Origin of the sequence: Gottfriedia endophytica (genome assembly GCF_017814275.1) — a bacterium.
Classification (GTDB): Bacteria; Bacillota; Bacilli; order Bacillales; family Bacillaceae_G; genus Gottfriedia; species Gottfriedia endophytica.
Map to the genome: position 1 here is coordinate 39655 of NZ_JAGIYQ010000020.1, position 23820 is coordinate 63474.

A 23820-nucleotide genomic window follows, 5' to 3' on the forward strand; every position below is an offset into this window, starting at 1 on the left:
TTCCTTTCTATTTGCTTCATATACTTCATTTCTATCTAAATCTATTTTTTAATAACTTCTTCTCTAAAATAGCAATTAATAAAAATAACACGATTCCTAATAAGGATAATAGAAAAACCGCTGCAAATACCGCATCTGCTTGTAGGTTCCCTGACATCCTTCTACTAAAATAACCTAGACCTTCACTTGCTCCTAACCATTCCCCTATTGTCGCTCCCACAACACAATACACTACTGACATTTTCAAGCCCGATAAAATAACTGGCAATGCGGTTGGAAATTGAATTTTCTTGAATAGCTCCCATCGATTAGCTCCCATTGTTAAGAGCAAATCACGGTATTCATTTCCACCCAATTTCAGTCCATCATATGTACTGACGACAATCGGAAAAAATGCAGTTAAAATTGTAACAGCGATCTTACTCCAAATTGAATAACCAAACCACATAATAAAAATTGGTGAAATTGCAATTAAAGGGATCGTTTGTGAAATAATAAGAAACGGGTATAGTGCTTTTTCTAGTACCCTAGAAAAGTGCATACAAATTCCAAGTGCGACTCCTCCTACAACAGATAGACAAAAACCAATGATGACTTCCTTCAAAGTAGCCGGTAAGTGAACTTCTAATAAAATCTGCCAGTTATCGATTAAGGAATGCACAATGGAAGATGGAGAAGGCAAGATAAAAGATGGAATAAATCCTTTACGAATGATCCATTCCCAAACACTTACAACTAGGACGACAATCAATAAGAATAGGCCATAGTCGTCTGTCCATTTTTTCCATCTACCCTTCATCGTGAATCAACCTTTCCAATTCTTTTCTCATTTCGATAAACTCTGATTGATAAATAAAGTTAGAACTCCTTGGTCTAGGTAGGTTAATTTTCACTTCTTGAATGATTTGACTACTATCACTTGGGAGTAGATAAATCCTGTCACTTAATAAAATTGCTTCTTCAAGATCATGAGTAATAAATAAAACTGTCTTTTGTAGTTCTCCCCACAATTCTAATAACCAACTATGCATTTTCCGTTTCGTCATCGAATCAAGTGCACCAAATGGTTCATCTAGTAGTAACAGATCTCTCCCTGTCATCAGTGTTCGTAAAAATGCAACTCGTTGTCTCATCCCACCAGAGAGTTCATGAGGATATGCGTTCTCATACTCTGATAAACCAAAACGGGTTAGCCATTCTCTAATTTCCACCATTTTTTGCTTCTTATTTTCTTTAACAAGCTCGATTGGTAACAAAATATTATCCATGACTGTTCGCCAAGGTAAAAGTAGATCCTTTTGTGGCATATAGCCTACTTTTCCTAATCTCTTGTCACATTGTTTACCATTTATCTGTATTTGGCCCTCAATTGGTTCAAGTAAACCAGCAATTAACTTAAATAACGTACTCTTTCCTGAACCACTTGTTCCTATAACGGAAACAAATTCTCCGGTTTTAATATCAATTGAAACTCTTGATAAGATTTGTTTAGAAGGGTCTTCATTTGAAAATGTATAGGATAGATCTTTTACAGATAGTATTGATGAATTATACAGGCCAATCTCCTCCCTGATAAACCATATCCCAAAACATATATTCAAATCGTGATGTAGTAAGGAAATGTTCTTCTAACATTTGCAACTCTCGCTCTGACTTTTCTTCAGCTAAATTGTCTAACAAGTCGATTAACCACCCCGCTAATGAACCGAATTCATCTGAGGAGTACATTTTGATCCATTCCCCATATAAAGGATGTTCAATCGAGTTTGGATAATTTTCTGCTAACATTTTACCAATTTCCCAATAACTCCACATACAAGGTAATAATGCAGAAATCAATTCCTCTAGAGAACCATTTTGAGCAACATTCAACATATAACGTGTATATGCTAGATTCATAGGAGTAGGTCTTGTGTCTTCTAATTGTTGATTTGTAATTCCAAATCTAGCAGCGTATTGTCTGTGCAACTCCATTTCTCCATGAAGGGTTTCATGCAGAAGTTTAGCAAAGGCAGCCATAGTCTCAAGGTCTCTTGCTTTGATTGTACCTAGAGCAAACAGTTTGGAATAATCGATTAAGAAAACATAATCCTGCTTCATATAACGAATAAATGACTCTACAGGTAAATCACCATTTCCCATACCAACAACAAATGGATGCTGGTGGGTTTGTTTCCAAATTTCATTTACTTTTTTGTAAAGAATTTGAGAATACTTCATCGTTCTTCCCCCTTTTTCGTATTACACCAGGTTGTGATAAATACAGCTAACACTTTCGTAAAATCTAGTAATTGACGAATTTCAACTTTTTCATCAACTGAATGAGCTTCCTCTAATTTTCCCGGACCAAAAATGACCGTTGGAATACCAGCTCTCCCTAGCCATCCCGCATCAGTAACAGTTGGTGACATTCCAATCGTTGGTTTTTGATCCAAAAGTTGCTCATACGAATTTGATAAACAACTAGTTCCAGGATGGTAAGGATCGATTTCTAATGAAGGAAAAATTTCACCACGATCCTCTATCATTGATTTTCCTCCCCACTTAAATTGTGGTGGATTATCTCTTAACCATGGATCAGCAGCAGCTACATGATGAATGTGCTGTTCAATTTCTTTTATTACTTCTTCATAATCTTCATTTGGATAAAAGTGAACAGTAATCCACAAAGCACACTGATCTGCAATAAAAGCGGCATGTCTTCCGCCCTCAATCACTGCAGGATTAATTGTATTTGAACCAGGCACAAAACCTTCATAGCTCTTTGTTACAGCCCAGTGGCGTTCTAACTCTTGAAGACCTGCGATTACCTTCATCATTTTTTCAATCGCACTGGCTCCTTTTATTCCGCCCCCTGCGTGAATCATTTTGCTACGAATGCCATCATGATACGTTTCTTTACTTTGTATCGTAATCCAACCGGTAATCACACCGCCTTGACCTTGAATATGCAAGTCACTAGTATCTACTACAACGGCAAAGTCAGCTGAATAACCTTTCTCCGTACAATCAAGTGTTCCAGCTTCACCTACTTCTTCTCCAATGACTGATTGAAATTGAAGATCTCCTTTAAGTGTAATTCCAAGATCTTTTAAAATTTTTATAGCCAATAATGAAGCAGCTATTCCACCCTTCATATCCGCAACACCACGGCCATATATATAAGAATCTTTGATATGTGTTGCAAATGGTGATGTCATCCATTCATCCTCATCGCCAACTTCCGCCACATCTACATGGCCATTTACAATTAAGCTATTGTAATTCTCTGAAGAGTCCCCAGCTAAAATACCTACTACATTAGGATCTCCTGGATAAACATCCCACATATCCGTTTTAAATCCTAAGTCATCCAAATATCTACTTATTTCCTTTTGAATCTCGTATGTATTTCGTGCAGGTGGACTTACTGTCGGAAAGCCAACAAGGTCAGTTAACAAAATAATTAATTCTTCTTTTCTTTCTTCAACTTCATTTGATATCCGTTCAATTAACTCCTCGTATCCTTCTTTCATTTTCTCACTCCTATATGGCTAGTCGTGTTGCATCACTAAAAAACAAAAAACCCACTCACTTTCAGAGAAAGGAGTGGGTTACAATCTATTGTCATTAAAATATACGCTGACAAAAAATAACCTTTAAACTTCCCTCCGCTGGTACAATCCAGATCAGGTTCAGAGGGTTTAGAACAAAAGTTCAGTCTCAGCCATTGGCTCCCCTAGTTAAATGTTACTATTCAGTTAAAAATCTATTTAAACTATAGCATACTATTAAAATATGTAAAGCCATTGATTAAAGAAGCATTGTATCATTAAAAAATATGCTTTTTTCATATACACTGTTGCTATTTAGAATGCGTCAGTTGATTACAACTCCAGGATGCTCCCTTTCCGCGTGGCGTGAGCTAGCCTCCTCGGCAAGCCTGCGGGGTCTCAGCCTTCCCGCTATTTCCACAGGAGTCTCGCATCTTCCATTGTTATCAACTTCTGTCTTTAAAATTAAAAATCTCAAAAGGCACGATCTTTTAGCAAAGAGCAAAAAAATAAATGACATTTTATTGAATATCTTTTGCGAAAATCTATTTAGAAAAAATTACGAGAATATTTCGTTGTTTAATAACTATAAACTACGAATTTATTACTAAAATTTTTTATTAAATTTGTGTAAATTTTGAACTATTTCTTAAATCCAATGTAAGCATTTAGAATGATGGTTGCTATAATAGTCCTTTCAATTTATATTATGTATATACTCATGTAAACTATTCTTCAATTGCTTACTTTAAAATAAGCAGTATTTTAAAGAATTTACTAGTTAATCGAGAATAAATATCTTTACTTCTCACACTATAAATAAGAAAAGTAATGTATAATTCATTAGGTCAAACTCTTCCTTAAAAATTTTCTAGTTACATAATTTATAGTTGCCTTTTAGTTTTAAAAAGAATTATTGTCTAGTTCCGCAGACTAGCTTCTCAGTCGATTCACAATAACCAGATGAAGTGAAAATCGCACTTCATCTGGTTATTGCTCCAACGCCTTTCGAAGCTAATCAAGTCTGCTCCACTTTTCGATTTTAGTTAGTTTTTTTTATTAAGGAGTGCATTTCATGAATATGATTAAAAGAATGTTGATTGGACGCCCACTTAAATCCACTCAACTAGGTGAACAAAAACTAAATGTCTTCAAGGCATTAGCAATCCTTTCTTCGGATGCTTTGTCCTCAGTTGCATATGGTACTGAACAAATTTTGATTGTTCTAGCTACATTAAGCGCAGCAGCTTTTTGGTACTCAATTCCAATTGCAATTGGAATCCTTGTATTATTAACAGCTCTAATTCTCTCATACAGGCAAATCATTTTTGCTTATCCACAAGGTGGAGGAGCCTATATGGTTTCGAGACAAAATCTTGGTAAAACAACTGGATTAGTAGCAGGTGGATCTTTACTTGTCGACTATATTTTAACAGTTGCAGTTAGTGTGACGGCTGGAACTGATGCTATTATCTCTGCTTTTCCTTTCTTACATGGTTATCGTGTATCAATTTCAGTTGTTTTAATTATTGTCATAATGCTATTAAATTTACGAGGGCTTAATGAGTCAGCTACAATTTTAGCTTATCCGATTTATTTATTCGTCATTGCATTATTAATGCTATCTGTTGTAGGATTATATAAAATTTTTACTGGTCAAATATCACCAACCTTACATACACCTCTTGGAACACCAGTAACGGGAATTTCTCTCTTTTTATTACTTAAAGCATTTTCTTCAGGTTGCTCGGCCTTAACAGGTGTAGAAGCAATTTCAAATGCAATTCCAAGTTTTAAGGAACCAGCACCAAAAAATGCAGCAAAGACAATTATATTAATGGGGCTATTATTAGGTATTTTATTTACAGGTATTACTTTTTTAGCTTTCTATTATGGAATTGGTCCTAAGCCTACTGATACAGTTGTGTCTCAAATTGCTTCTCAAACATTTGGAAGAAACGTGATTTATTACTTTATTCAAGGAATTACTGCTATCATGTTAGTATTAGCAGCTAATACTGGTTTCTCAGCTTTTCCATTATTAGCCTATAATTTAGCGAAAGATAAATACATTCCAAGAATGTTTACTAACCGAGGAGATCGTTTAGGATATTCAAATGGGATAATGGCTTTAGCAGTTGGTTCAATTATTTTAGTTATTGCTTTTAAAGGAAATACTACTTCATTAATTCCATTATACGCAGTAGGTGTGTTCATTCCATTTACATTGTCACAAACGGGAATGATTATTAAGTGGCTTCGAGAAAAACCAAAAGGATGGTTTACAAAACTACTTGCCAACTTACTTGGTACACTTATTACATTTAGTGTATTAGTCATTTTCTTTGTCACTAAATTTGATCATGTATGGCCAATATTAATTTTCTTACCAATTATTGTTTTTATTTTTACTCGAATAGAAAAACATTATCAAGCAGTAGGCGAACAATTACGTGTTGATTCTGCTTTTACTGACAGTAAAATTGAAGGGAATGTCGTTGTTATCCCCGTAGCAGGAATCACAACTGTTGTCGAAAACTCGATTAAATATGCAAAATCAATAACAGATGAAGTCATTGCAGTTTATATCTCTTTTGATCCAGAAGATGAGAAAATATTCAAAGAGAAGTGGAACAAGTGGAATCCAGATGTACGACTAGTAACAATACGTTCATCATATCGAAGTGTCATTGTGCCTTTATGTAAATTTATTGATACAGTTGAAAGAAAAGCAGAAGAAAGTAATTTCCAAATGACTGTATTGATTCCTCAGTTTATAACGAAAAAGAATTGGCATAATATCCTTCATAATCAATCTAGCTTAATTATTCGAACTTACTTACTATATAAAAAGGATGTCATTGTTACGACACTACCTTATCATTTTAGAAAATAGTAACAAATCAAAACATCACGATATAGATCAATCAACCTGCAAGCATACATCAAAATGGCTTGCAGGTTTTTTTAGTAAAAAAAATAAACTAAAAGATTGTTGTTTTTAGGTTTTGTAAATAAAAAGACAGAAGTTGATTGGAGCGGAAGGGTGAAGGGCTTCTGTGGGAGATGCGCGAAGGCTGAGACCCCACAGGAGCGTATGCGACGAGGAGGCTCAGCTCACGCCCCTAGGAAAGCGAGCATCCCTACGTTCCAATCAACTTACACATACTGAAATAGCATCAATGTTTACGAGAATATCCTAACTAAATTAAAGGAGTAACGCTATGGAAAAAAATGTAGCAATGGAAGTGACAGGTCAGATCGATAAGTGGATGAACTCTAATCAATCTGTGTATGAACTAAGTAAAATAAACACAATTAATAATAGTCTCTACAAATTTCAGCAATGGGCAGATGGAAAGCCACTTATAGCAGCCTATCATGTGACAAAAATAGAAGAAGAAAGCTATTACCTATTATTTATTGATTGGCATCGTAATGATAATATTTACCTTGTCGTATATGTTGAAAATAAATCAACTACAGCGGCTGAAATTCATCGTACTGAACATCATGATGATAAACTAGAACTTGTTTGGAACTATACTCCGTTAAAGAGAGACGGCAAGAACTCTGAAAGAAAAGCCTATTTTAAACAAACATATGGTTCATGCACCGTTCGGATCCCACTTCCAACCTCACCTATTGATATTGAAGAATTTTTAAACAAATTATATACACTTTGTCGAAATCGTTTGAGAGCTGACAGAATTGTAGACATATTTGATTTTTAATACAAAGAGCGTGCCTCGTTAGATGAGACACGCTTTTTTGAATATATCATTTTTTTAAAAGGAAATACTATAACGAAGAAATCAACGAATCAGTGTTATCTTCAGTTATTATTTTAGCTGGATACTGATATACTTCTGGATTCTTTTCACAAAGATTAACCCATGCATCTACGCAAATCGGATCAAAATGTTTTCCTTTTTGATTTATTAATAAATCGATCGCACCTTGGTGAGACCAAGCTTTTCGATAAGATCGCTCAGAAGTAAGTGCGTCATATACATCTGCAACAGCTACAATTCGTGCTAAAAAAGGTATTTCTTCTTCTTTTAGCTTATCAGGATACCCGCTCCCATCCCATTTTTCATGATGAGATCTAATAATGTTAAGCTCTTCTTTCATAAATCCTAGATTTCTACACATTTCGTAGCCGTACGTCGAATGTTTTTCAATCAATTCTCTCTCTTCATTTGTAAGCTTGCCAGGTTTATTTAAAATAGAATCTGGAATTCGTATTTTCCCAACATCATGCACTAACGTTCCTTGTGCAATTGCCCTGAGTTGTTCTGGATTTAAATTCAGTTCTTCTGCTAGTTTTAATGCATACATCGTAACTCTAAACGTATGGCCAACTGTATATGTATCTTTCTCTTCCAATGCAATTACAAGCGTCTTTACACTATGAGAAATACTACTTGTAATTCTTTCAAAAGGATCGTTTACAAATAACGTCCGTATCGAACCACCAAATGTACCTTTCACTGAGTATTGTTTTATTAACCCAAAGATCATAACGATCATAGATGCTAATAATAAAAAATGATATATCCACCAACTAAGTCTCCATGGTTCACCCAGAACCATTATAAGTTGAGAAACGATAATCCATCCGGAGCTGTATACAATCGTTAATTGAAGTGGAAATCGTGAAAATCGATAAGATTGATAGTACTTATACATTGTTATGAGATTTAGAATTAATGTAACGGCCGTTAAAAACCAATTAAGAGGTTTTATATCCATTGGCATAAAATGCATGATGTGTGGATTTAGCATACATACTAGTTCAAAGATAAACAGTGCAATAATCCAAGTTGGAAAAAGAATACCGTTTCGCCGTGAAAATAGTTCAACTAATTTACTATCAGTCGGCAACGAAGAAAACCATAACCAAATTGTGGCTAACAACATACTTAGTTGAGCGGCAATTCCAGGCAAATGTGTTTGCGAGAGTAAGAAATGCGGTGTTGATAATCCATGTAATAAAAACATTTGTGCAAGCGAGACGAAGGACAAAGATAGAAAACCTACCTTTATGTTTCTAACTCTTCTCCCTACAATACCAATCGCAATCGCAATAATGATGGCCAATATCGAGACAGCACTCACAACAAAAAAATGACCTCTAGGTACTTCATAATAAGGGTCATTGAGTAGGCCATTTTTAAAGCACTCAAATAATACTAGTGGGAAAATAATTGCAATTAATGGACCAAAATAGCTATAATTCTTCATTCATATACCTCTCCAACTAATTACTAACAATTTTCATATTTACCTTATATTACCATATAGTTGTCTTATTTTAGTTAATTTTCAGTTAATTTGTCGAAAAAAATTTTCTCATTTATTAATAGGAGGTATTAAAATACTCCTTTTTTCTATTATTTACTCTTATAAAGTTCTTCAATTAAATAGCCTTAAGACATAAAAGTGGCTATACATTTTTAAATGTATAGCCTAAGAAAAACTATAATTAGATTATTATACTGTAAGGTCTTAGTTATTTTTATTTCTCAATTCAAATATAGGCACTCCAGCTACTCCCCAATTTTCTTCTGGAATTTCATTCAGTAAAACTCTAATTGATTCCCGCGGGCTCCTAAGTGTCCTACTCACTGCATCAGTAACTTCAGAAATTAATTCTCTTTTTAATTCAGTGGATCTGCCCTCTAATATGTGTATTTGAATAATCGGCATTATCATATCTCCTTAATTAATGGGACACAGTCATATTTAATGTACCTAATTTATCATATTCGACTGTAATCACATCACCTATTTGTACATGAATAGCTTCAGTAATTCCACCAGTTAAAACAACCATCCCTGGTTCAATACAATGCCCTGTATTATGCAACATTTGGACTAGTTTCATTACTGAACGAACAGGGTTTCCCATAACCGCCGATCCATTACCTTTTTGAACAATCTGACCGTTTAACTTCATTACAACTTCAATTTGATCCAAATTATATTGATTTGGGGGATAGTTTTTTTTCGAAACAAAAATTTTTGCACTAGAAGCATTATCTGCCACAACATCAATCAGATTAAACGAAAAGTCCTTATACCGGCTATCAATGACCTCTAATGCAGGCATGATGAACTCCGTTGCCTCCCATACGTCCTGTTCGGTAATATCTTTTCCTTCCAAGCGCTTATTAAAAAGAAATGCAATTTCAGGTTCCACACGTGGATGAATTAGCTTTTCTACATGCAATATTGGTTCTTCAATCACCATTGACTCTAATAATCTCCCATAAATCGGTTGATCTACTCCAACTGATTCTTGCTTTGCAATACTAGTTAATCCCATTTTCCATCCTATTAGTCGGTCTCCTATTTGACAGTCCTTCTCTATGTTTAAACGCTGAATTTCGTATGCATCTTCTAGAGAAAGACCTTTGTATCGTTGAGTAATTTTTTCAAGTTCTAAGACGTTTTTTTGATGCCAACTTAGTTCATCTGCAATTTTTTGTAAAATCACTTTCTCAATACCTCATTTTCCCTATTTTTCTAGCTTTTAAAATTTATCACCTTTAGAAAACGCAATTTCTTACTCAAACTGCCATACACTATGACTTAAGTTTCCATATCGATAACTACGATGAAGTAAAGTTGCTTTTCTAGTATCATCCGCCACGCCCATAGCATAAAACAGAGGAACAAAGTGTTCATTACCATAAGGTGGCACTGCAAATTTCGCATTTGGAGCAAGAGAGTCATAGTTAAATAGAGAATCAACATCCCAATTTTTAATGTGATAAGCTAACCAATCATCAAACTCAAGTGCCCAAGAATCTACTTTTCCATTGTCATCAAACATTTTTAAAGCACCTAGATTGTGAACTGTCCCACCGCTACCAATAATTAAAATGTCCTTCTCTCTCAATGCTTTTAAAGTTTTTCCGATTTTATATTGCTCCTCTGGAGAAAGATCTGGGTTAACGGACATTTGAATAACAGGAATTTCAGCGTTTGGATAAAGTAAACGAAGAACTACCCATGCCCCATGGTCCAAGCCACGTTTTGTTTCTACTTCGAACGGAATCCCATTCTGACTAAATAAATCTTTTACTTCTTTTGAAATCTCATTATTACCTTTTGCAGGGTATTTAATCTGGTATAACTTAGGATCAAACCCACCAAAATCATAAATCGTATCATATTCATCTATTTCACTTACTCTTTGAGTAGTACTCTCCCAATGTGCAGTAAATAACACGACAGCCTTTGGAGTAGGCAATGTACGACCTAAGTGATTTAAAAACTGTGTATACTCATTGTTCTCAATCGCTATTAATGGCGCTCCATGAGCTATAAATAAAGATGGTAACATGTAACTTCCTCCTAATTCTTTTTTAATGAACTCTCATGTCTAATTAACAGGTTTACTTTTGTAAATCATCAAGTAACCACTGGTGAAAATCTTGGAGATTCTCATTCGATACAGTATGTCCTTCTGCGTATTCTTTGAAAGTTACTGGTATTCCTAATTTATTAAAGAAATCAACATTTTCTATTCCCCATCCGAAAGGTAAAACTTGGTCCATCTTCCCATGTGAAATAAACACGGATAAATTTTCCCCTGGATCAATGTTGTATTCTTCTTTCACAAACAATGGAATATATCCACTTAAAGCAACAATTCCCTTAATTTTGTTTCCAAGTGTTACTCCCAATGTCATTGCAAGAATTGCTCCTTGACTAAAACCAAGTAAATATAATCTGTTTAAATCAATAGGATATTGCTCACTCGCATAATCAATAAAACTTGTAAGTTTATTTACACCTTCATCGAAAACTTCTCTATGTGGTTTACCAAAACCTTGAATCGTAAAATAGGCAAATCCAGGTGGCTGTGATAAATGACCACGTATACTAAAGATAAAAAATGAATCATCTAACCCATTAACAAGTGACAACATATTTTGTTCATTGCTTCCAATTCCGTGCATCACAAATATAGCAGGGTATGTTTCTCCTTCTTGAAAATTCTTTGGACGTCTAAGTTCATAAATCATCGGTGCTTCCATTTGTCTATCATCCCTTCGTTTTTCTATTTATTGTTTCTTCGTTATAAAAATTTCATAATAAAAATAATAGTTTCATATTAAGAAACTATATGTCAAAAAAATATCAAAAAGTTTCTTTATATGAATATTTGTTTTCTAAAAGATATCAAACCATCTATGGATTGTCAATTTTATTTTTGTTAATATAGAAATAAGTTTTTTATTAAGAAACATAAGAGGTAATTAAATGGATATTGGATCTAAAATTCGCGCAATTAGAAATAGAAAAAAGATAACAATTGCACAAATGTGTGAACAAACTGGCCTTTCAAAAGGATTCATAAGTAATGTGGAGAACAACAATACCTCCCCTTCGATCAATACTCTGCAACTAATCGCTAACTTCTTGAATGTTCCTTTGCCATATTTATTACTAGAAAAAGAACAACATATGAGTGTTGTCAGGAAAAATGAAAGAAAGACCACTACTTATAAAGAAGGAAATTTAAAAATCGAACATTTAGCGTCTAAAGGTGGTTTAAGGATGATGCTAGTTGAAATTCCACCAGGAGCTTCAACCGGAAAAGGTAATTCCCATGAAGGGGAAGAATCTCATTTAGTATTAGATGGGAAAATTCTTGCTGAACAAGGGGAAGATTCATACATTCTTGAAGAAGGCGATACGTTCACATGGAATGCAAGTGTAGCACATTATGTTGAAAATATTGGTGATAAGCCTGCTGTTATTTTGATTGCCATATCTACTGACAGCGAACTTCATGACATTCATTAAAATAAGGCTCTAAAGTAAAAAAGGAAATCAGTTTAGAATCCAATCCGAATTCCTTTTTTACTCTCTTTGTTTAGCTTTTCCTTTCCCCTTATCTTTTAGCCCTATTCTTTACCCTATTCCTCCCTCTTTTCCCTATCTCTCATAAATTCAATTGTCTGCCTTAAACCTTCTTGATATGATGTTCGAGGAATCTCCCCTATTTGTTTCTCATATTTATCTCCATTTAAAACAACTGGTTCTTCATTAAGATAAAACATTTCAACTACTTCACGCATATTTGCATTAAATAGTCCTAAAAATTTAATCATGCTTTTTGAAATGGTTGATACTTTTTTATCGTATTGAGTTATGTTTCGTATTTCTTGAACTAATTCTTCTCCAGTAATGACGTCATACCCTGGAATATTCCAGTTTTGTCCGTATGCCTCATCGTTTAAAGCCAAGTTCACGATTGCCCTTGCACCATCTGGAGTAAAAATAAATTCTCTTGCTATTTTTTGCTCCCCTACATAACTTGATTTTTTATTTTTCACGATATTTTGAAGAGTATAATGTAAAATTGTATTTTCTGCATTTGGGCCATAAAAATCTGGGAAGTGTGCGATTAGAGATGGAACATCGGATTCTTTTATTAGTTTTTCTACTTGTAAACGAGTGTTGCCTTTTTTTGTATGAGGATTTTTTGGAGTTGTCTCAGTTACCTTCTTACCTGGACTTCTCCCATAAGCATAGATATTATCAACAATTGCAAGCTTAGCAGACTGCTTTTTCGCAACGTTTAATATATTCATCATGAATGGAGGTAATTTCTCTTCCCATTCAACATATGGTAAATTTGCCGCTTGGAAAATAACGTCTGAGCCTGAAGCAGCTGCTAGTAAATCCTTTAATTCAAAAATATCACCAGAAAAAATTGTAACATTCGTATCTCCGTCAAACAGTTTTTCTAACTTTGATTTTGTACGTGCAAATGCAACGACCTCTATCCCTCTGCTAGATAATTCTTTTACAATTGAATACCCCATACCTCCTGAAGCTCCCAAAACTAACGCTTTTTTCACTTTAAATTCCTCCCAATATTTTTAATTGACCATCGGTTAATTAAACTCAAAAAAAATTAGTTAATTGATTTAAGAAGAAAATTCACATGAAGTTTTGCCAAACTTTCCACATCATCATAGCTAGTAACATGACGAAGATAATGTGTAACAAAGCCATGTAATGATAAGAATAATGACCATATTTCTTGAATTGAAATTTTCTTTTCACATAGGAAATATGCATTATCAGCAAATTTTTTATAGGTATGATTTGGACCTTCATTAATAAAATTTCGTACTTCTTCATCTTTTATAAGGAACATAATCTCATATTGACTTTGATATGTCAGACCAAACTTAATAAAACCTAAAAGTAATTGCTCCATCTTCTCCTTTTGTTCTAACTCTTTCTCCATCACCTCATCTACTACCTTATCAAGCATATGAAAATGTTCTTCGACTAATGCATAAAATAACTCTGCTTTATTCTTAAAATGATAGTAAATAGCTCCATGACTATAATCTAATTCTTTAGCAATTTGTCTCATTGACACATGCTGATATCCATTTTTTACAAACAAATCTCTAGCGGCATCCATTATGATTTCACGAGTTAATTCTTGTTTGACTGATTTTCTAGCTGACATTTGCTCCTCCTTATTGACCACTGTTCAATAAAATAATATGCTACACTCTTTTCTTTTGTCAATCATTTCCATAAATTTTTTTTTCCTATGTAACTTTTATTCCTTAAAGCTGTTTCCGTAAACATTGTTGTTATTAAAAAAAGAGTTCGTTGGTTTCCGCTCCAGGATACTCGCTTTCCGTGGGGCGGGCGGTGAGCCTCCTCGTCGCTATCGCTCCTGCGGGGTCTCACCTGTCCCGCTACTCCCACAGGAGTCTCGCACCTTCCGCTCCAACTAACTCTTTATTAAAGTTTGCTTTAACAAAATCTTTTTAAAACTACAATCTTTTAAAAAAGAGCCTGTATTAATCACAAAAAATGTTTTTTATGTTTCGTGGACTCTTAAAGAAACTAGAACATGGTCTAAAAAACTACTCAATAATAGAGTCTCTTCTTTTCTTTCCAAAAACTTATTGTTTACCTTTAAATATGACACATAAATAAACTGTAACTCTAAAAAAGAATTGATTGCCTCATCTTAAGTTATTTTAGTTTCTCATTCAAAACATTTTCCTCTAAAACTGAAAATTTATCTCCATAAACTCTCGTAATATGGTTTTCACCCCAAGTACATAAAGAGTTTAAAATACCTTGTAAACTCAATCCATATTCACTAAGTTCATATTCTACTTTTGGTGGAACCTGATTATAAACGATTCGATTGATCACACCATCTTCTTCTAGCTCTCGTAATTGTTGAGTTAACATTTTTTGTGTAATATTTGGCATTAATCGTTTCAATTCACTTGTACGTTTTTTACCATGGGTTAGATGGCACAGAATAACGCATTTCCATTTCCCGCCTATAACTTCAAGTGTAGCTTCAACTGATATATTATACTTCTTCTTTTGCATATTCCCCTCCTAATATATAGGCACTAAAAAGTATCTATGGCACATTTTAGTGCCTATATTACTTTAAAGTATGTTCTTTTCCATTCGAACTATATAGCTCATAATAACATTTGTCGACCAACTTCATCAAATTCTTGAGGAAAGATTGATACATTAATCATCACAATAAAGGAGGAAAGTTAATGACTTTAGATAAAAAACGAAATACCTTTGCACTTCTTGCACTGGCTATGAGTGCTTTCGCAATTGGGACTACAGAATTTATTAGTGTAGGATTAATTCCACTTATTTCTAAGGATCTACACATTTCTGTCACTACTGCAGGATTAACTGTTTCTATATATGCCTTAGGCGTAACATTCGGAGCACCCATCCTAACAACTTTGACATCTACCATCTCTCGAAAGTATTTACTTCTATTGATTATGGTTGTTTTTATCTTAGGAAATAGTATAGCTGCTTTCGCTACAAATATTAGCGTTTTATTAGTAGGCCGTGTCATTTCTGCATTTGCACATGGTTTATTTATGTCGATTGGCTCTACAATTGCTGCTAATCTAGTTCCAGAAAATCGTAGAGCTAGTGCAATTTCGATAATGTTTTCAGGGCTAACTGTAGCTACAGTTACAGGTGTTCCTATTGGTACTTATATAGGACAACTCTTTGGATGGAGAGAAGCTTTTATAGCTATTATTATTGTTGGTCTTATTGCTTTTATTGCCAATAGTATCCTTGTCCCATCTAATTTACTAAAAGGGACTCGAACATCATTTCGTACTCAAATTAATTTGATTACAAATGGTCGCCTAATCTTATTATTTACGATTACAGCCTTAGGATATGGCGGTACATTCGTTGTCTTTACTTATTTATCTCCATTACTACAAAACATTACAGGCTTTAAAGAAGGAACCGTTGCAGCTCTTTTACTTATTTATGGGGTTGCAATTGGTATAGGCAACATGATTGGTGGAAAAGTAGCAAATCGCAATCCGATTTCTGCACTATTTTACATGTTCATCATACAGGTAGTTATTCTATTTCTATTAACATTTACCGCACCATTTAAAATACTTGGATTAATTACAATAATTCTAATGGGTCTATTAGCTTTTATGAATGTTCCTGGCCTACAAGTTTACGTTGTTATACTTGCCGAACGTTTTGTACCAAGCGGAGTAGATGTTGCTTCAGCAATGAATATTGCAGCTTTTAATGTAGGTATTGCTATCGGTTCCTACTTAGGTGGTATAGTTACTGATTCAATTGGATTGATTAATACTCCATGGATTGGAGCATTAATGGTTCTTGGAGCAGTTATTCTTACTGCTTGGAGTCGATCATTAGAAAACAAAGATCAAAAAAATTATTCTGGAGCTACATCTTTTAGATAAACTCTTTTGTAAAGTCTCTTTTCTAAAAGATTGTTTGCTTAGGTTTTATTATTTAAAAGACAGAATTTGATTGGAATGGAAGGAGGCTCGACTCCTGTGGGAGATGTGGGAAGGCTGAGACCCCGCAGGAGCGTATGCGACGAGGAGGCTCAGCTCACGCCCCACGGAAAGCGAGCATCCTGGAATGGAAATCTACACATACTAAAATAACAACACTGTAAACGAAAACAGCTTTTCTAAAAGAATTTAAACCAAACATTTAGGAGGAAACTAATATGAAAGTAAAAAATTTACAAGATACAACACTATTAAATAATGGCGTAAAAATGCCTTGGTTAGGATTAGGTGTGTTTAAAGTAGAAGAAGGCCAAGAATTAATTAATGCAGTAAAGTCTGCCATAAAAAATGGTTATAGAAGTATTGATACAGCAGCAATTTATGAAAATGAGCAAGGTGTTGGAATCGGAATTCGAGAAGGTATTAAGGAAGCTGGTATTTCGAGAGAAGAATTATTCTTGACTTCTAAAGTTTGGAACGCAGATTTAGGATATGAATCAACAATTAAAGCCTATGAAACAAGCTTAAATAAACTTGGGGTAGAGTACTTAGATTTATATCTTATTCACTGGCCAGTAGAGGGTAAATATAAAGATGCGTGGAGAGCATTAGAAACACTTTATAAAACTGGGCGTGTAAAAGCGATTGGAGTGAGTAATTTTAATATCCATCATCTTGAAGACTTGTTTAAAGAAGCTGAGATTAAACCAATGGTGAACCAAGTTGAGTATCATCCTCTTTTAACTCAAAAAGAACTTCAGTCATTTTGTCAAAATAATGGCATTCAACTAGAAGCATGGTCTCCATTAATGCAAGGAAAACTACTAGATAATCCAGTCCTACAAGAAATTGCAAATAAATATAATAAGTCTATTGCTCAAATCATTTTGCGTTGGGACTTACAAAACGGAGTTGTAACAATTCCAAAATCTATAAAAGAACATCGAATAATTGAAAATGCATCAATTTTTGATTTTGAACTATCAAAAGAAGATATGGAACAAATTGATCAAATGAACCAAAACTATCGAGTTGGTCCGGATCCGGATAATTTTGACTTTTAAACAAAAAAATAACTTCATAGCTTTAACCTATAACTAAAAAAAATGATGACTCCTATTTAACTTATGGAGTCATCATTTTTAACTTAAAAATAAAATATTAAGCTTCTTATTTAAACCAACCTTTTTCCTTAAATTGAGTGATTGCTTCGATACGATTTTTCACTTCAAGTTTGTCCAAAATGGTTGAAATATAGTTTCGAACTGTTCCAGTTTTTATATCAAGCTCATCAGCAATTTCTTTCGTATTTTTCCCATCAGCTACAAGCTCTAATACTTCTTTTTCTCGATCTGTAAGAGGGTTTAAGCCACCATAAACATCTTCTATAAGCTCTGGTGCATAGATTCGTCTACCCGCCATAATACTTCTTATTGAACTTGCTAGCTCCTCACTTGGGCTATCTTTTAGTAAATAACCACTTACACCAGCTTTAAGTGCACGTTGAAAATAGCCAGCACGAGCAAATGTAGTTAATATGATTATTTTACAGTTTAGTCCTTTCAGTTCCTCTGCAGCATCTAGGCCACTTTTACCAGGCATTTCAATATCCATTATACAGACATCAGGTTGATATTTCCTTACAAGAGCTATAGCTTCTTCTCCATTGGAAGCTTTGCCAACTACTTCCATATCATCTTCCAATGTAAGTAGCGAACCAAAGGCTCCCAATAAAAGTTTTTGGTCTTCAGCAATAACAATTGTAATCATTAAAATTCCTCCTTATCTGCCTGCTTTACATCATTAGGTACTCTTATAATTAAGGTTGTTCCATCTTTTGCCACTAGTTCAATGCTGCCGTTTACAAACTCCAGACGTTCTTTTATTCCAATTAATCCGTTTCCTTTACATAAGTCTACATCTTCACTTTTAAAAACACCATCATCTTGAATAATCACTGTTATTTCTTTCCATGATTGGTCAATTGAAATGAAACATGATGTAGCTCCACTATGCTTCACAACATTAGTCACAGCCTCTTTTAAACACATACTTAAAATATGCTCAGTTAAAAGTGAAACATTTGTTAGTTTGAATTCGTCAACACCCGAAAAGTTAATTTGAGCAGCTTCAAGAATTTGTTTCACAAGAATGATTTCATCTTTTAACCTCATGCCTCGCATAGACGATACCAACTTCCGCACTTCATTTAAGGCAGTTCTTGCAGTTTGCTGTACATCTTTCATTTCATCTTGAGCTTGATCAGGATTTTTTTTAATTAATCTTCTTGCTAAATCACTTTTAAGACCAATTAATGAGAGCTTTTGTCCTAAAATATCATGAAGATCACGGGCAATCCGCTGCCTCTCTTCTAATTTGACTAGCTCAGAAATCCTCTTATTTGCATCTTCTAGTTTTTCTTCTAACTGTCCCTTTTCTTTTCGATTATAAATGCTGAATGGGAGAAGAATGACACTAATCCAAATAATGATAACAAATGGTAATTGTGATAAAAATAACTCATCCTGCCTTACGATACTAAAGTTAATTGAAATCGAAGTGCTTATTAAATGGACAAAATATAATATAAGAAATGTTAAACGGTTTTCAATATTCCCAATAAAATAGGCTAAGAAGAAAGCAAAATAAACATAACTGTACAAACTTGTCGATGTAATCGAAATTCCCATCAAAATGAATGCCCATAAATAAACAGGCCATCCTTTAGAAAGAAATGCAATTCGATAAAAAATAAAAAATAAGACTGTTAGTAAAATTCCAACCGCAATTTTGATTGTCGAGGAAGATTGAAAAATAAAATAAAATGGCAAGATGCAAAAAATAGTCCAAACATATGGAGAAATCCCATTACTCTTTTGAAATGTCATGTATTTCTTAATCATGAAAGAAACCTCATTTTCAGCTTTAGAAACTTTTTCTTCCCGATTCATTGAATCGAGTCTTTTCTCTTATTTCTATCTTAACATTAAATATACCTCTCTTACTTACCTAAACATCAATAAATGTTAGGAAGACAAAACTATTAACTCTTCTTAGCTCAATTTCAAGAAAGATTTGGTTGTAGTTTGTCCAGTAAATAAGAGAGGTATCAATGGATTATCCTGTTTATTTAGTTAAAACCTTTAGATCTTTAAACCTTACAAATTTTTTAGCTTGTTCATCCCATAGACGGAATTTAAGCGAACTTAAACTTGTAGCCAAAGTAATTGTTGGTACATTTTGCAGAGGTTCAGTGTTATCGTGAGCCGCTTCAAGTTTATAGTTAGGAACTCTTGGACTTAAATGGTGAACATGGTGATAACCAATATTACCTGTAAGCCATTGCAAAACTTTTGGTAGCTTATAATAAGAACTTCCTTCTACTGCCGCAAGAACGTATTCCCACTCTTCATTTCCTTCATAGTATGAATCCTCAAAAGTGTGTTGTACATAAAATAACCAAACACCTGCTGAACCAGATATTAAAAAGATCGGAGCTTCTACTAAAAGGAATGATTTCCATCCTATCGCATAACAAAGTAAACCTACTAAAGCAGTGATAGCGATGTTTGTAAGATAGGTATTCATACGTTCATTCATTCTAGCACCTTTTCGATTAAATCGATTTACTATAAGAAAAATGTAGATTGGACCTAAAACAAACATAACAAAAGGGTTACGATAAAGACGGTAAGCGATTTTTTGCAAACGTGAAGATTCTAAATATTCATCAACTGTTAGTACCCATATATCGCCTACACCACGTTTATCAAGGTTACCACTTGTTGCATGATGTACAGAATGACTGTGCTGCCATTGGTTATAAGGGAAAAAAGTTAAAATACCAGTTATCGTACCAATTATTTTATTTACAGTTCTATTTTTAAAGAAAGAGTGATGACAACAATCGTGAAAAATGATGAAAATTCTTACTACAAAACCAGATGCAATGATTCCAAAAGCTAAAGTAAGTAGATAAGAAATAGATAGGCTCTTATATGCTAAAAACCATAGTACTAAAAATGGAACTAAGGTATTAATAAGCTGTCTTACACTGTCTTTTGTATTAGACGTTTCATAAGGAGACACTTGTTTTCTTAACGTAGTTTGTTTTGTCATATGTGATCAGTTCCTTTTATTCATTTGTTACCCTTATTATAGAGAATCGAAATTGACCTTTGCAGACATACGTGTCATGTACAAAACATGACACTTGTCATATACCCGTCTGAATTTACGGAATATTTCCTTAGAAAAATATTTGATAATAACAACTTTTCAACTTTTCGTATGGTTCCTGCATGAATACCATGGATTCTCTGTCAATTCAAAAACTATCTTAAGACAATCTCGAAATCTTTCAGAACCCAAATAAAACAAACAGCTCAAGCAATATTTGGCTTAAGCTGATCATTTTATATAATAAAATTTTTTTGGAAATATAATATCCTGAACTTATTAGCATTATGAAAAACTAAGCTTCTATTATTAAACGTAGTACTTGTTCTTTCGTTGGAATCGCACTGATAGCACCCTTCTTTGTCGTTGTAAGTGCTCCACTAGCATTCGAAAATTCCAATAGTTCTTGGTGATATTTTGCACAGATATCCCCAAGATTATTTAGGTTGACTTTCATCGTTAACAACTTATATAGAAAGCTACCAATAAACGCATCTCCGGCACCGGTTGTATCCTCGACACTAACTTCAAATCCAGCTGAGCCATATTTATTTGATCTCACGTATAAATCTGCCCCACTTGCGGCTTTTGTAATTATGATGACTTTTACATCTCCTATAAATAAGGAGCTGACAGCCTCTTCCTGATCAGAAATCTTCGTAATAAACTCTAATTCATCATCAGAGATTTTTAAAATATGAGCTTTTGGTATAAATGTAAGAATGGTTTGTCGGCAGTTTTCGGGATATTCCCAAAGAGGCAGTCTTACATTTGGATCAAAACTAATTAAACAACCTCTTGATTTCGCTTCCTCAATTGACTTGATATGGGCATATTTCATAGGACTTTCTACTAAATCAACCGATCCAAAATGTAAAATATCTCCTCGGTCGAACCATTCACCGTTAATTTCATCTTCATTCAGCAAAAGATCTGCAGAAGGTTTACGATAAAATGAAAAGTCCCTTTCTCCATCGTTACGTAAAGAAACAAAAGCAAGTGCAGTATTTGCTTCATCTGTTCGTAAGATTTTATCAGTTTGAACCCCATTTTCACTTAGCTTTTCTACAAGAAAATCGCCAAATGCATCAGCACCTAATTTAGTAATAACGGAGGATGACCCACCAAATTTCGCAACTGTCGCAGCAACGTTTGCAGGAGCGCCTCCTGGTGTACGTTCAAATGTTACAACGTCCTTAAGTGCCTCTCCTTTTTGAAGAGGAATAAAATCTATTAAAACTTCACCTAACGAATATAATGTTCCCATCCACGTTCATCTCCTAAACTCTCTATGTCCATTTAATCCCCCTACTAAATCACCTGCAACCTTCCTTACTGGCCATTATTCTTTGCTAATCCAATCTGTTCACTTATTAACTTTAAAACTCTCTCATAATATGCTAACTCATGCTGAACAAATGCATTTTTATCGACATTTTTATTAATCAGCACTTTTTTTCCAGCAGTATTTATTTCAAATCCTTCAATGAAAATACCTTTTCTTTCTCCTAACCAAAATTCACAAAAGGTATTGAAATCAGCTCGGACAAGCCCTGATACTTCTTCTGCTTGTAAGGTGAAATCTTCAAAAGCTCTTTGACTGTTATATAAAAATACATTTGAAATTTCTTTATCAATAAAATTTTCTTGAATGACACAATACTCGATAACCCCAAGAGGCACTAGCTCATTGAAGGAAACATCAATTCCTAATTCTTCTTTTACTTCCCTTACGCCATCTTTTATCTTTTCATGAGCTAAAATATGTCCAGCAGCTGTAATATCTAAAAGATTAGGATAATCTTTCTTTCTATCACTTCTTTTTTGAAAATAAATATAGTTTTTCTCGTTATCTTTACTAATGAACCAACAATGAAATGTTTCATGCCAATGCCCAAGTTTATGTACTTCCTGCCTAGTAGCCGATCCTATATGATTCCTGTTTTCATCAAATATGTTAAGTAATTCATTTTCCATTCCATATTCGCCTCATTTTTCAAAAGTTGTACTGACAATTCTAACTTAATATACTGCTATTCAAATTGTAAACTGTAGATATAATATTCGTTTAAATATATTCACTTTTTTAATACAGTAGGAAGCTGTATATTTTAAATAAATGAACAACTATAAAAAATGAGGCTACTTTCATAAATTTTATTGTTAAGAATGCGTTAAGTTGATTTCCGCTCCAGGATGCTCGCTTTCCGTGGGGCGTGCGGCGAGCCTCCTCGTCGCTATCGCTCCTGCGGGGTCTCACCTGTCCCGCTTCTCCCACAGGAGTCTCGCACCTTCCGCTCCAATCAACTTTTTAATCACAGTTTGCTTTAACAAACTCCTTCAAAAAAACAAAAATCTTTTAGAAAAGTACAAAGCAAAAAAGACGCTTTTATTTTATAAGCGTCTTTCATTTACCAATGTTATTTAATGTTAAAAGTCATTCTGTATTGTAAAATGAGTTAATACAAACCGAATGATAATACGCTTAATGAAGTTTTTGAAGGAATTTGCCCAAGTAACCGCATGCCCTGTAGAAAATGCTTCTCCTGTTAATAGCATTGTTACTAACAATGCCATAAGCGGAGAAAACATATATACTTCATCCCTCACATTTAATCCCAATCCCACAAAAGCAGCAATACCGATTACCAAAACTGAATATAAAAATGAATGAAATCCTATATTTTTACTTTTTAGCATATTCTACACACCTGTACATATTTTTGATACCGTTTATTATGAAGGAGTAAAGTCATCACATGATAGTGACCTATGGATTGATTGTAATCATAAATTTTGGCTCTTTTTTTAAAGATTGTTGCTTTTATGTTTTTGTAATTTAATAGACAGAAGTTGATTGGAACGGAGGGGTGCTCGACTCCTGTGGGAGATGTGTGAAGGCTGAGACCCCGCAGGAGCGATAGCGACGAGGAGGCTCAGCTCACACCCCTAGGAAAGCGAGCATCCTGGAGTGGAAATCAACTTACACATACTGAAATAGCAACAATGTATACGAAAACAGCTTAACTTTTAAATAAAAATTCCAATTTAAAAATATAATTGTTCCAGAGTCATTTTTAATAGCTATTCTTTAGCATACAGTACAGTTAGAAGTCTAATAGAAACCCAACAAAATCGAGTAGGAGGGAGCGACTAACTCCCGACCTCTCACACCACCGTACGTACGGTTCCGTATACGGCGGTTCAAATTAAGTCTGACGCAGAAATTCATATCTTTGATATAGACTTTTAAG

General features: G+C 34.1%; 23 protein-coding genes and 1 riboswitch. Of the genes, 5 read left to right on the forward strand and 18 right to left on the reverse strand.

Translation table 11 applies throughout. The annotated features are described in order from the left end of the window. Positions 1–31: 31 nt before the first annotated feature. Genes J5Y03_RS18840 through J5Y03_RS18855 form a run of 4 tightly spaced genes read right to left on the reverse strand, consistent with a single transcriptional unit; the run spans position 32 to position 3515 of the window. The gene (locus J5Y03_RS18840) at positions 32–799 is read right to left on the reverse strand and encodes an ABC transporter permease (RefSeq protein WP_209407545.1); all 768 of its coding nucleotides are present in this window, start codon (positions 797–799) and stop codon (positions 32–34) included. Next, positions 789–1601, reverse strand: coding sequence for an ABC transporter ATP-binding protein (locus J5Y03_RS18845; protein WP_245208971.1), 813 nt, complete (start codon positions 1599–1601; stop codon positions 789–791). The genes J5Y03_RS18840 and J5Y03_RS18845 overlap by 11 nt, the downstream gene beginning before the upstream one ends. Beyond that, entirely contained in the window at positions 1549–2220 is a 672-nt protein-coding gene (gene tenA, locus J5Y03_RS18850) for a thiaminase II (RefSeq protein ID WP_209407546.1), read from the reverse strand. The genes J5Y03_RS18845 and tenA overlap by 53 nt, the downstream gene beginning before the upstream one ends. Then, positions 2217–3515 (reverse strand): acetylornithine deacetylase, encoded by a 1299-nt coding sequence (locus tag J5Y03_RS18855; protein ID WP_209407547.1) that lies wholly within the window; start codon positions 3513–3515, stop codon positions 2217–2219. Before J5Y03_RS18855 ends, tenA begins: the two co-directional genes overlap by 4 nt. A gap of 113 nt (positions 3516–3628) precedes the next feature. After that, positions 3629–3730, reverse strand: a riboswitch (TPP riboswitch). A gap of 878 nt (positions 3731–4608) precedes the next feature. On the opposite strand from J5Y03_RS18855, the gene J5Y03_RS18860 reads away from it, so the two are divergent. Beyond that, positions 4609–6429: an APC family permease gene (locus J5Y03_RS18860; protein WP_209407548.1), complete on the forward strand. Its 1821-nt coding sequence runs from the start codon at positions 4609–4611 to the stop codon at positions 6427–6429. A gap of 328 nt (positions 6430–6757) precedes the next feature. After that, positions 6758–7267, forward strand: coding sequence for a hypothetical protein (locus J5Y03_RS18865; RefSeq protein WP_209407549.1), 510 nt, complete (start codon positions 6758–6760; stop codon positions 7265–7267). Between the two features lie 67 nt (positions 7268–7334). On the opposite strand, the gene J5Y03_RS18870 is transcribed toward J5Y03_RS18865, so the two are convergent. The 5 genes from J5Y03_RS18870 to J5Y03_RS18890 all read right to left on the reverse strand — a co-directional run bounded on the left by J5Y03_RS18870 (position 7335) and on the right by J5Y03_RS18890 (position 11584). Then, entirely contained in the window at positions 7335–8780 is a 1446-nt protein-coding gene (locus tag J5Y03_RS18870; protein WP_209407550.1) for an HD-GYP domain-containing protein, read from the reverse strand. A gap of 264 nt (positions 8781–9044) precedes the next feature. Beyond that, positions 9045–9245, reverse strand: coding sequence for a 4-oxalocrotonate tautomerase (locus J5Y03_RS18875; RefSeq protein WP_209407551.1), 201 nt, complete (start codon positions 9243–9245; stop codon positions 9045–9047). A 16-nt stretch (positions 9246–9261) separates the two neighbouring features. Then, a complete protein-coding gene (locus tag J5Y03_RS18880; RefSeq protein ID WP_209407552.1) occupies positions 9262–10035 on the reverse strand; it encodes a 2-keto-4-pentenoate hydratase in 774 nt (257 codons plus the stop codon). Positions 10036–10104: 69 nt separating this feature from the next. Then, the gene (locus J5Y03_RS18885) at positions 10105–10887 is read right to left on the reverse strand and encodes a DODA-type extradiol aromatic ring-opening family dioxygenase (RefSeq protein WP_209407553.1); all 783 of its coding nucleotides are present in this window, start codon (positions 10885–10887) and stop codon (positions 10105–10107) included. Between the two features lie 52 nt (positions 10888–10939). Further along, positions 10940–11584 carry an alpha/beta hydrolase gene (locus J5Y03_RS18890; RefSeq protein ID WP_209407554.1) on the reverse strand — a complete coding sequence of 215 codons (645 nt, stop codon included), beginning with the start codon at positions 11582–11584 and terminating at the stop codon, positions 10940–10942. Between the two features lie 226 nt (positions 11585–11810). Here J5Y03_RS18890 and J5Y03_RS18895 point away from each other — a divergent pair, with 226 nt between their 5' ends. Beyond that, positions 11811–12356, forward strand: a complete 546-nt coding sequence (locus J5Y03_RS18895) for a helix-turn-helix domain-containing protein (protein ID WP_209407555.1) — start codon at positions 11811–11813, stop codon at positions 12354–12356. A gap of 113 nt (positions 12357–12469) precedes the next feature. Here J5Y03_RS18895 and J5Y03_RS18900 read toward each other — a convergent pair whose 3' ends face one another. From J5Y03_RS18900 to J5Y03_RS18910, 3 genes are all read right to left on the reverse strand, one after another. Continuing rightward, complete coding sequence (locus J5Y03_RS18900; RefSeq protein WP_209407556.1) at positions 12470–13417, reverse strand: SDR family NAD(P)-dependent oxidoreductase; 948 nt, start codon at positions 13415–13417, stop codon at positions 12470–12472. A 56-nt stretch (positions 13418–13473) separates the two neighbouring features. Then, entirely contained in the window at positions 13474–14043 is a 570-nt protein-coding gene (locus J5Y03_RS18905; protein WP_209407557.1) for a TetR/AcrR family transcriptional regulator, read from the reverse strand. A 521-nt stretch (positions 14044–14564) separates the two neighbouring features. Continuing rightward, on the reverse strand, positions 14565–14936 hold the full coding sequence (locus J5Y03_RS18910; protein ID WP_209407558.1) for a winged helix-turn-helix transcriptional regulator: 372 nt from the start codon (positions 14934–14936) through the stop codon (positions 14565–14567). A gap of 182 nt (positions 14937–15118) precedes the next feature. Here J5Y03_RS18910 and J5Y03_RS18915 point away from each other — a divergent pair, with 182 nt between their 5' ends. Both J5Y03_RS18915 and J5Y03_RS18920 read left to right on the forward strand, forming a co-directional pair. Next, positions 15119–16330 carry an MFS transporter gene (locus J5Y03_RS18915; RefSeq protein WP_209407559.1) on the forward strand — a complete coding sequence of 404 codons (1212 nt, stop codon included), beginning with the start codon at positions 15119–15121 and terminating at the stop codon, positions 16328–16330. A gap of 275 nt (positions 16331–16605) precedes the next feature. Further along, complete coding sequence (locus J5Y03_RS18920) at positions 16606–17451, forward strand: aldo/keto reductase (RefSeq protein ID WP_209407560.1); 846 nt, start codon at positions 16606–16608, stop codon at positions 17449–17451. 106 nt (positions 17452–17557) lie between these two features. On the opposite strand, the gene J5Y03_RS18925 is transcribed toward J5Y03_RS18920, so the two are convergent. The 6 genes from J5Y03_RS18925 to J5Y03_RS18950 all read right to left on the reverse strand — a co-directional run bounded on the left by J5Y03_RS18925 (position 17558) and on the right by J5Y03_RS18950 (position 23266). After that, positions 17558–18157 carry a response regulator transcription factor gene (locus J5Y03_RS18925; protein ID WP_209407561.1) on the reverse strand — a complete coding sequence of 200 codons (600 nt, stop codon included), beginning with the start codon at positions 18155–18157 and terminating at the stop codon, positions 17558–17560. Further along, positions 18157–19290 carry a sensor histidine kinase gene (locus J5Y03_RS18930; protein WP_209407562.1) on the reverse strand — a complete coding sequence of 378 codons (1134 nt, stop codon included), beginning with the start codon at positions 19288–19290 and terminating at the stop codon, positions 18157–18159. Before J5Y03_RS18930 ends, J5Y03_RS18925 begins: the two co-directional genes overlap by 1 nt. Before the next feature lie 223 nt (positions 19291–19513). After that, entirely contained in the window at positions 19514–20506 is a 993-nt protein-coding gene (locus tag J5Y03_RS18935) for a fatty acid desaturase (RefSeq protein WP_209407563.1), read from the reverse strand. Between the two features lie 355 nt (positions 20507–20861). Then, on the reverse strand, positions 20862–21833 hold the full coding sequence (locus J5Y03_RS18940) for a carbohydrate kinase family protein (protein ID WP_209407564.1): 972 nt from the start codon (positions 21831–21833) through the stop codon (positions 20862–20864). Positions 21834–21898: 65 nt separating this feature from the next. After that, the gene (locus tag J5Y03_RS18945; RefSeq protein WP_209407565.1) at positions 21899–22543 is read right to left on the reverse strand and encodes an NUDIX hydrolase; all 645 of its coding nucleotides are present in this window, start codon (positions 22541–22543) and stop codon (positions 21899–21901) included. A gap of 453 nt (positions 22544–22996) precedes the next feature. After that, positions 22997–23266, reverse strand: a complete 270-nt coding sequence (locus J5Y03_RS18950; RefSeq protein ID WP_209407566.1) for a hypothetical protein — start codon at positions 23264–23266, stop codon at positions 22997–22999. Between the last annotated feature and the right edge of the window lie 554 nt (positions 23267–23820).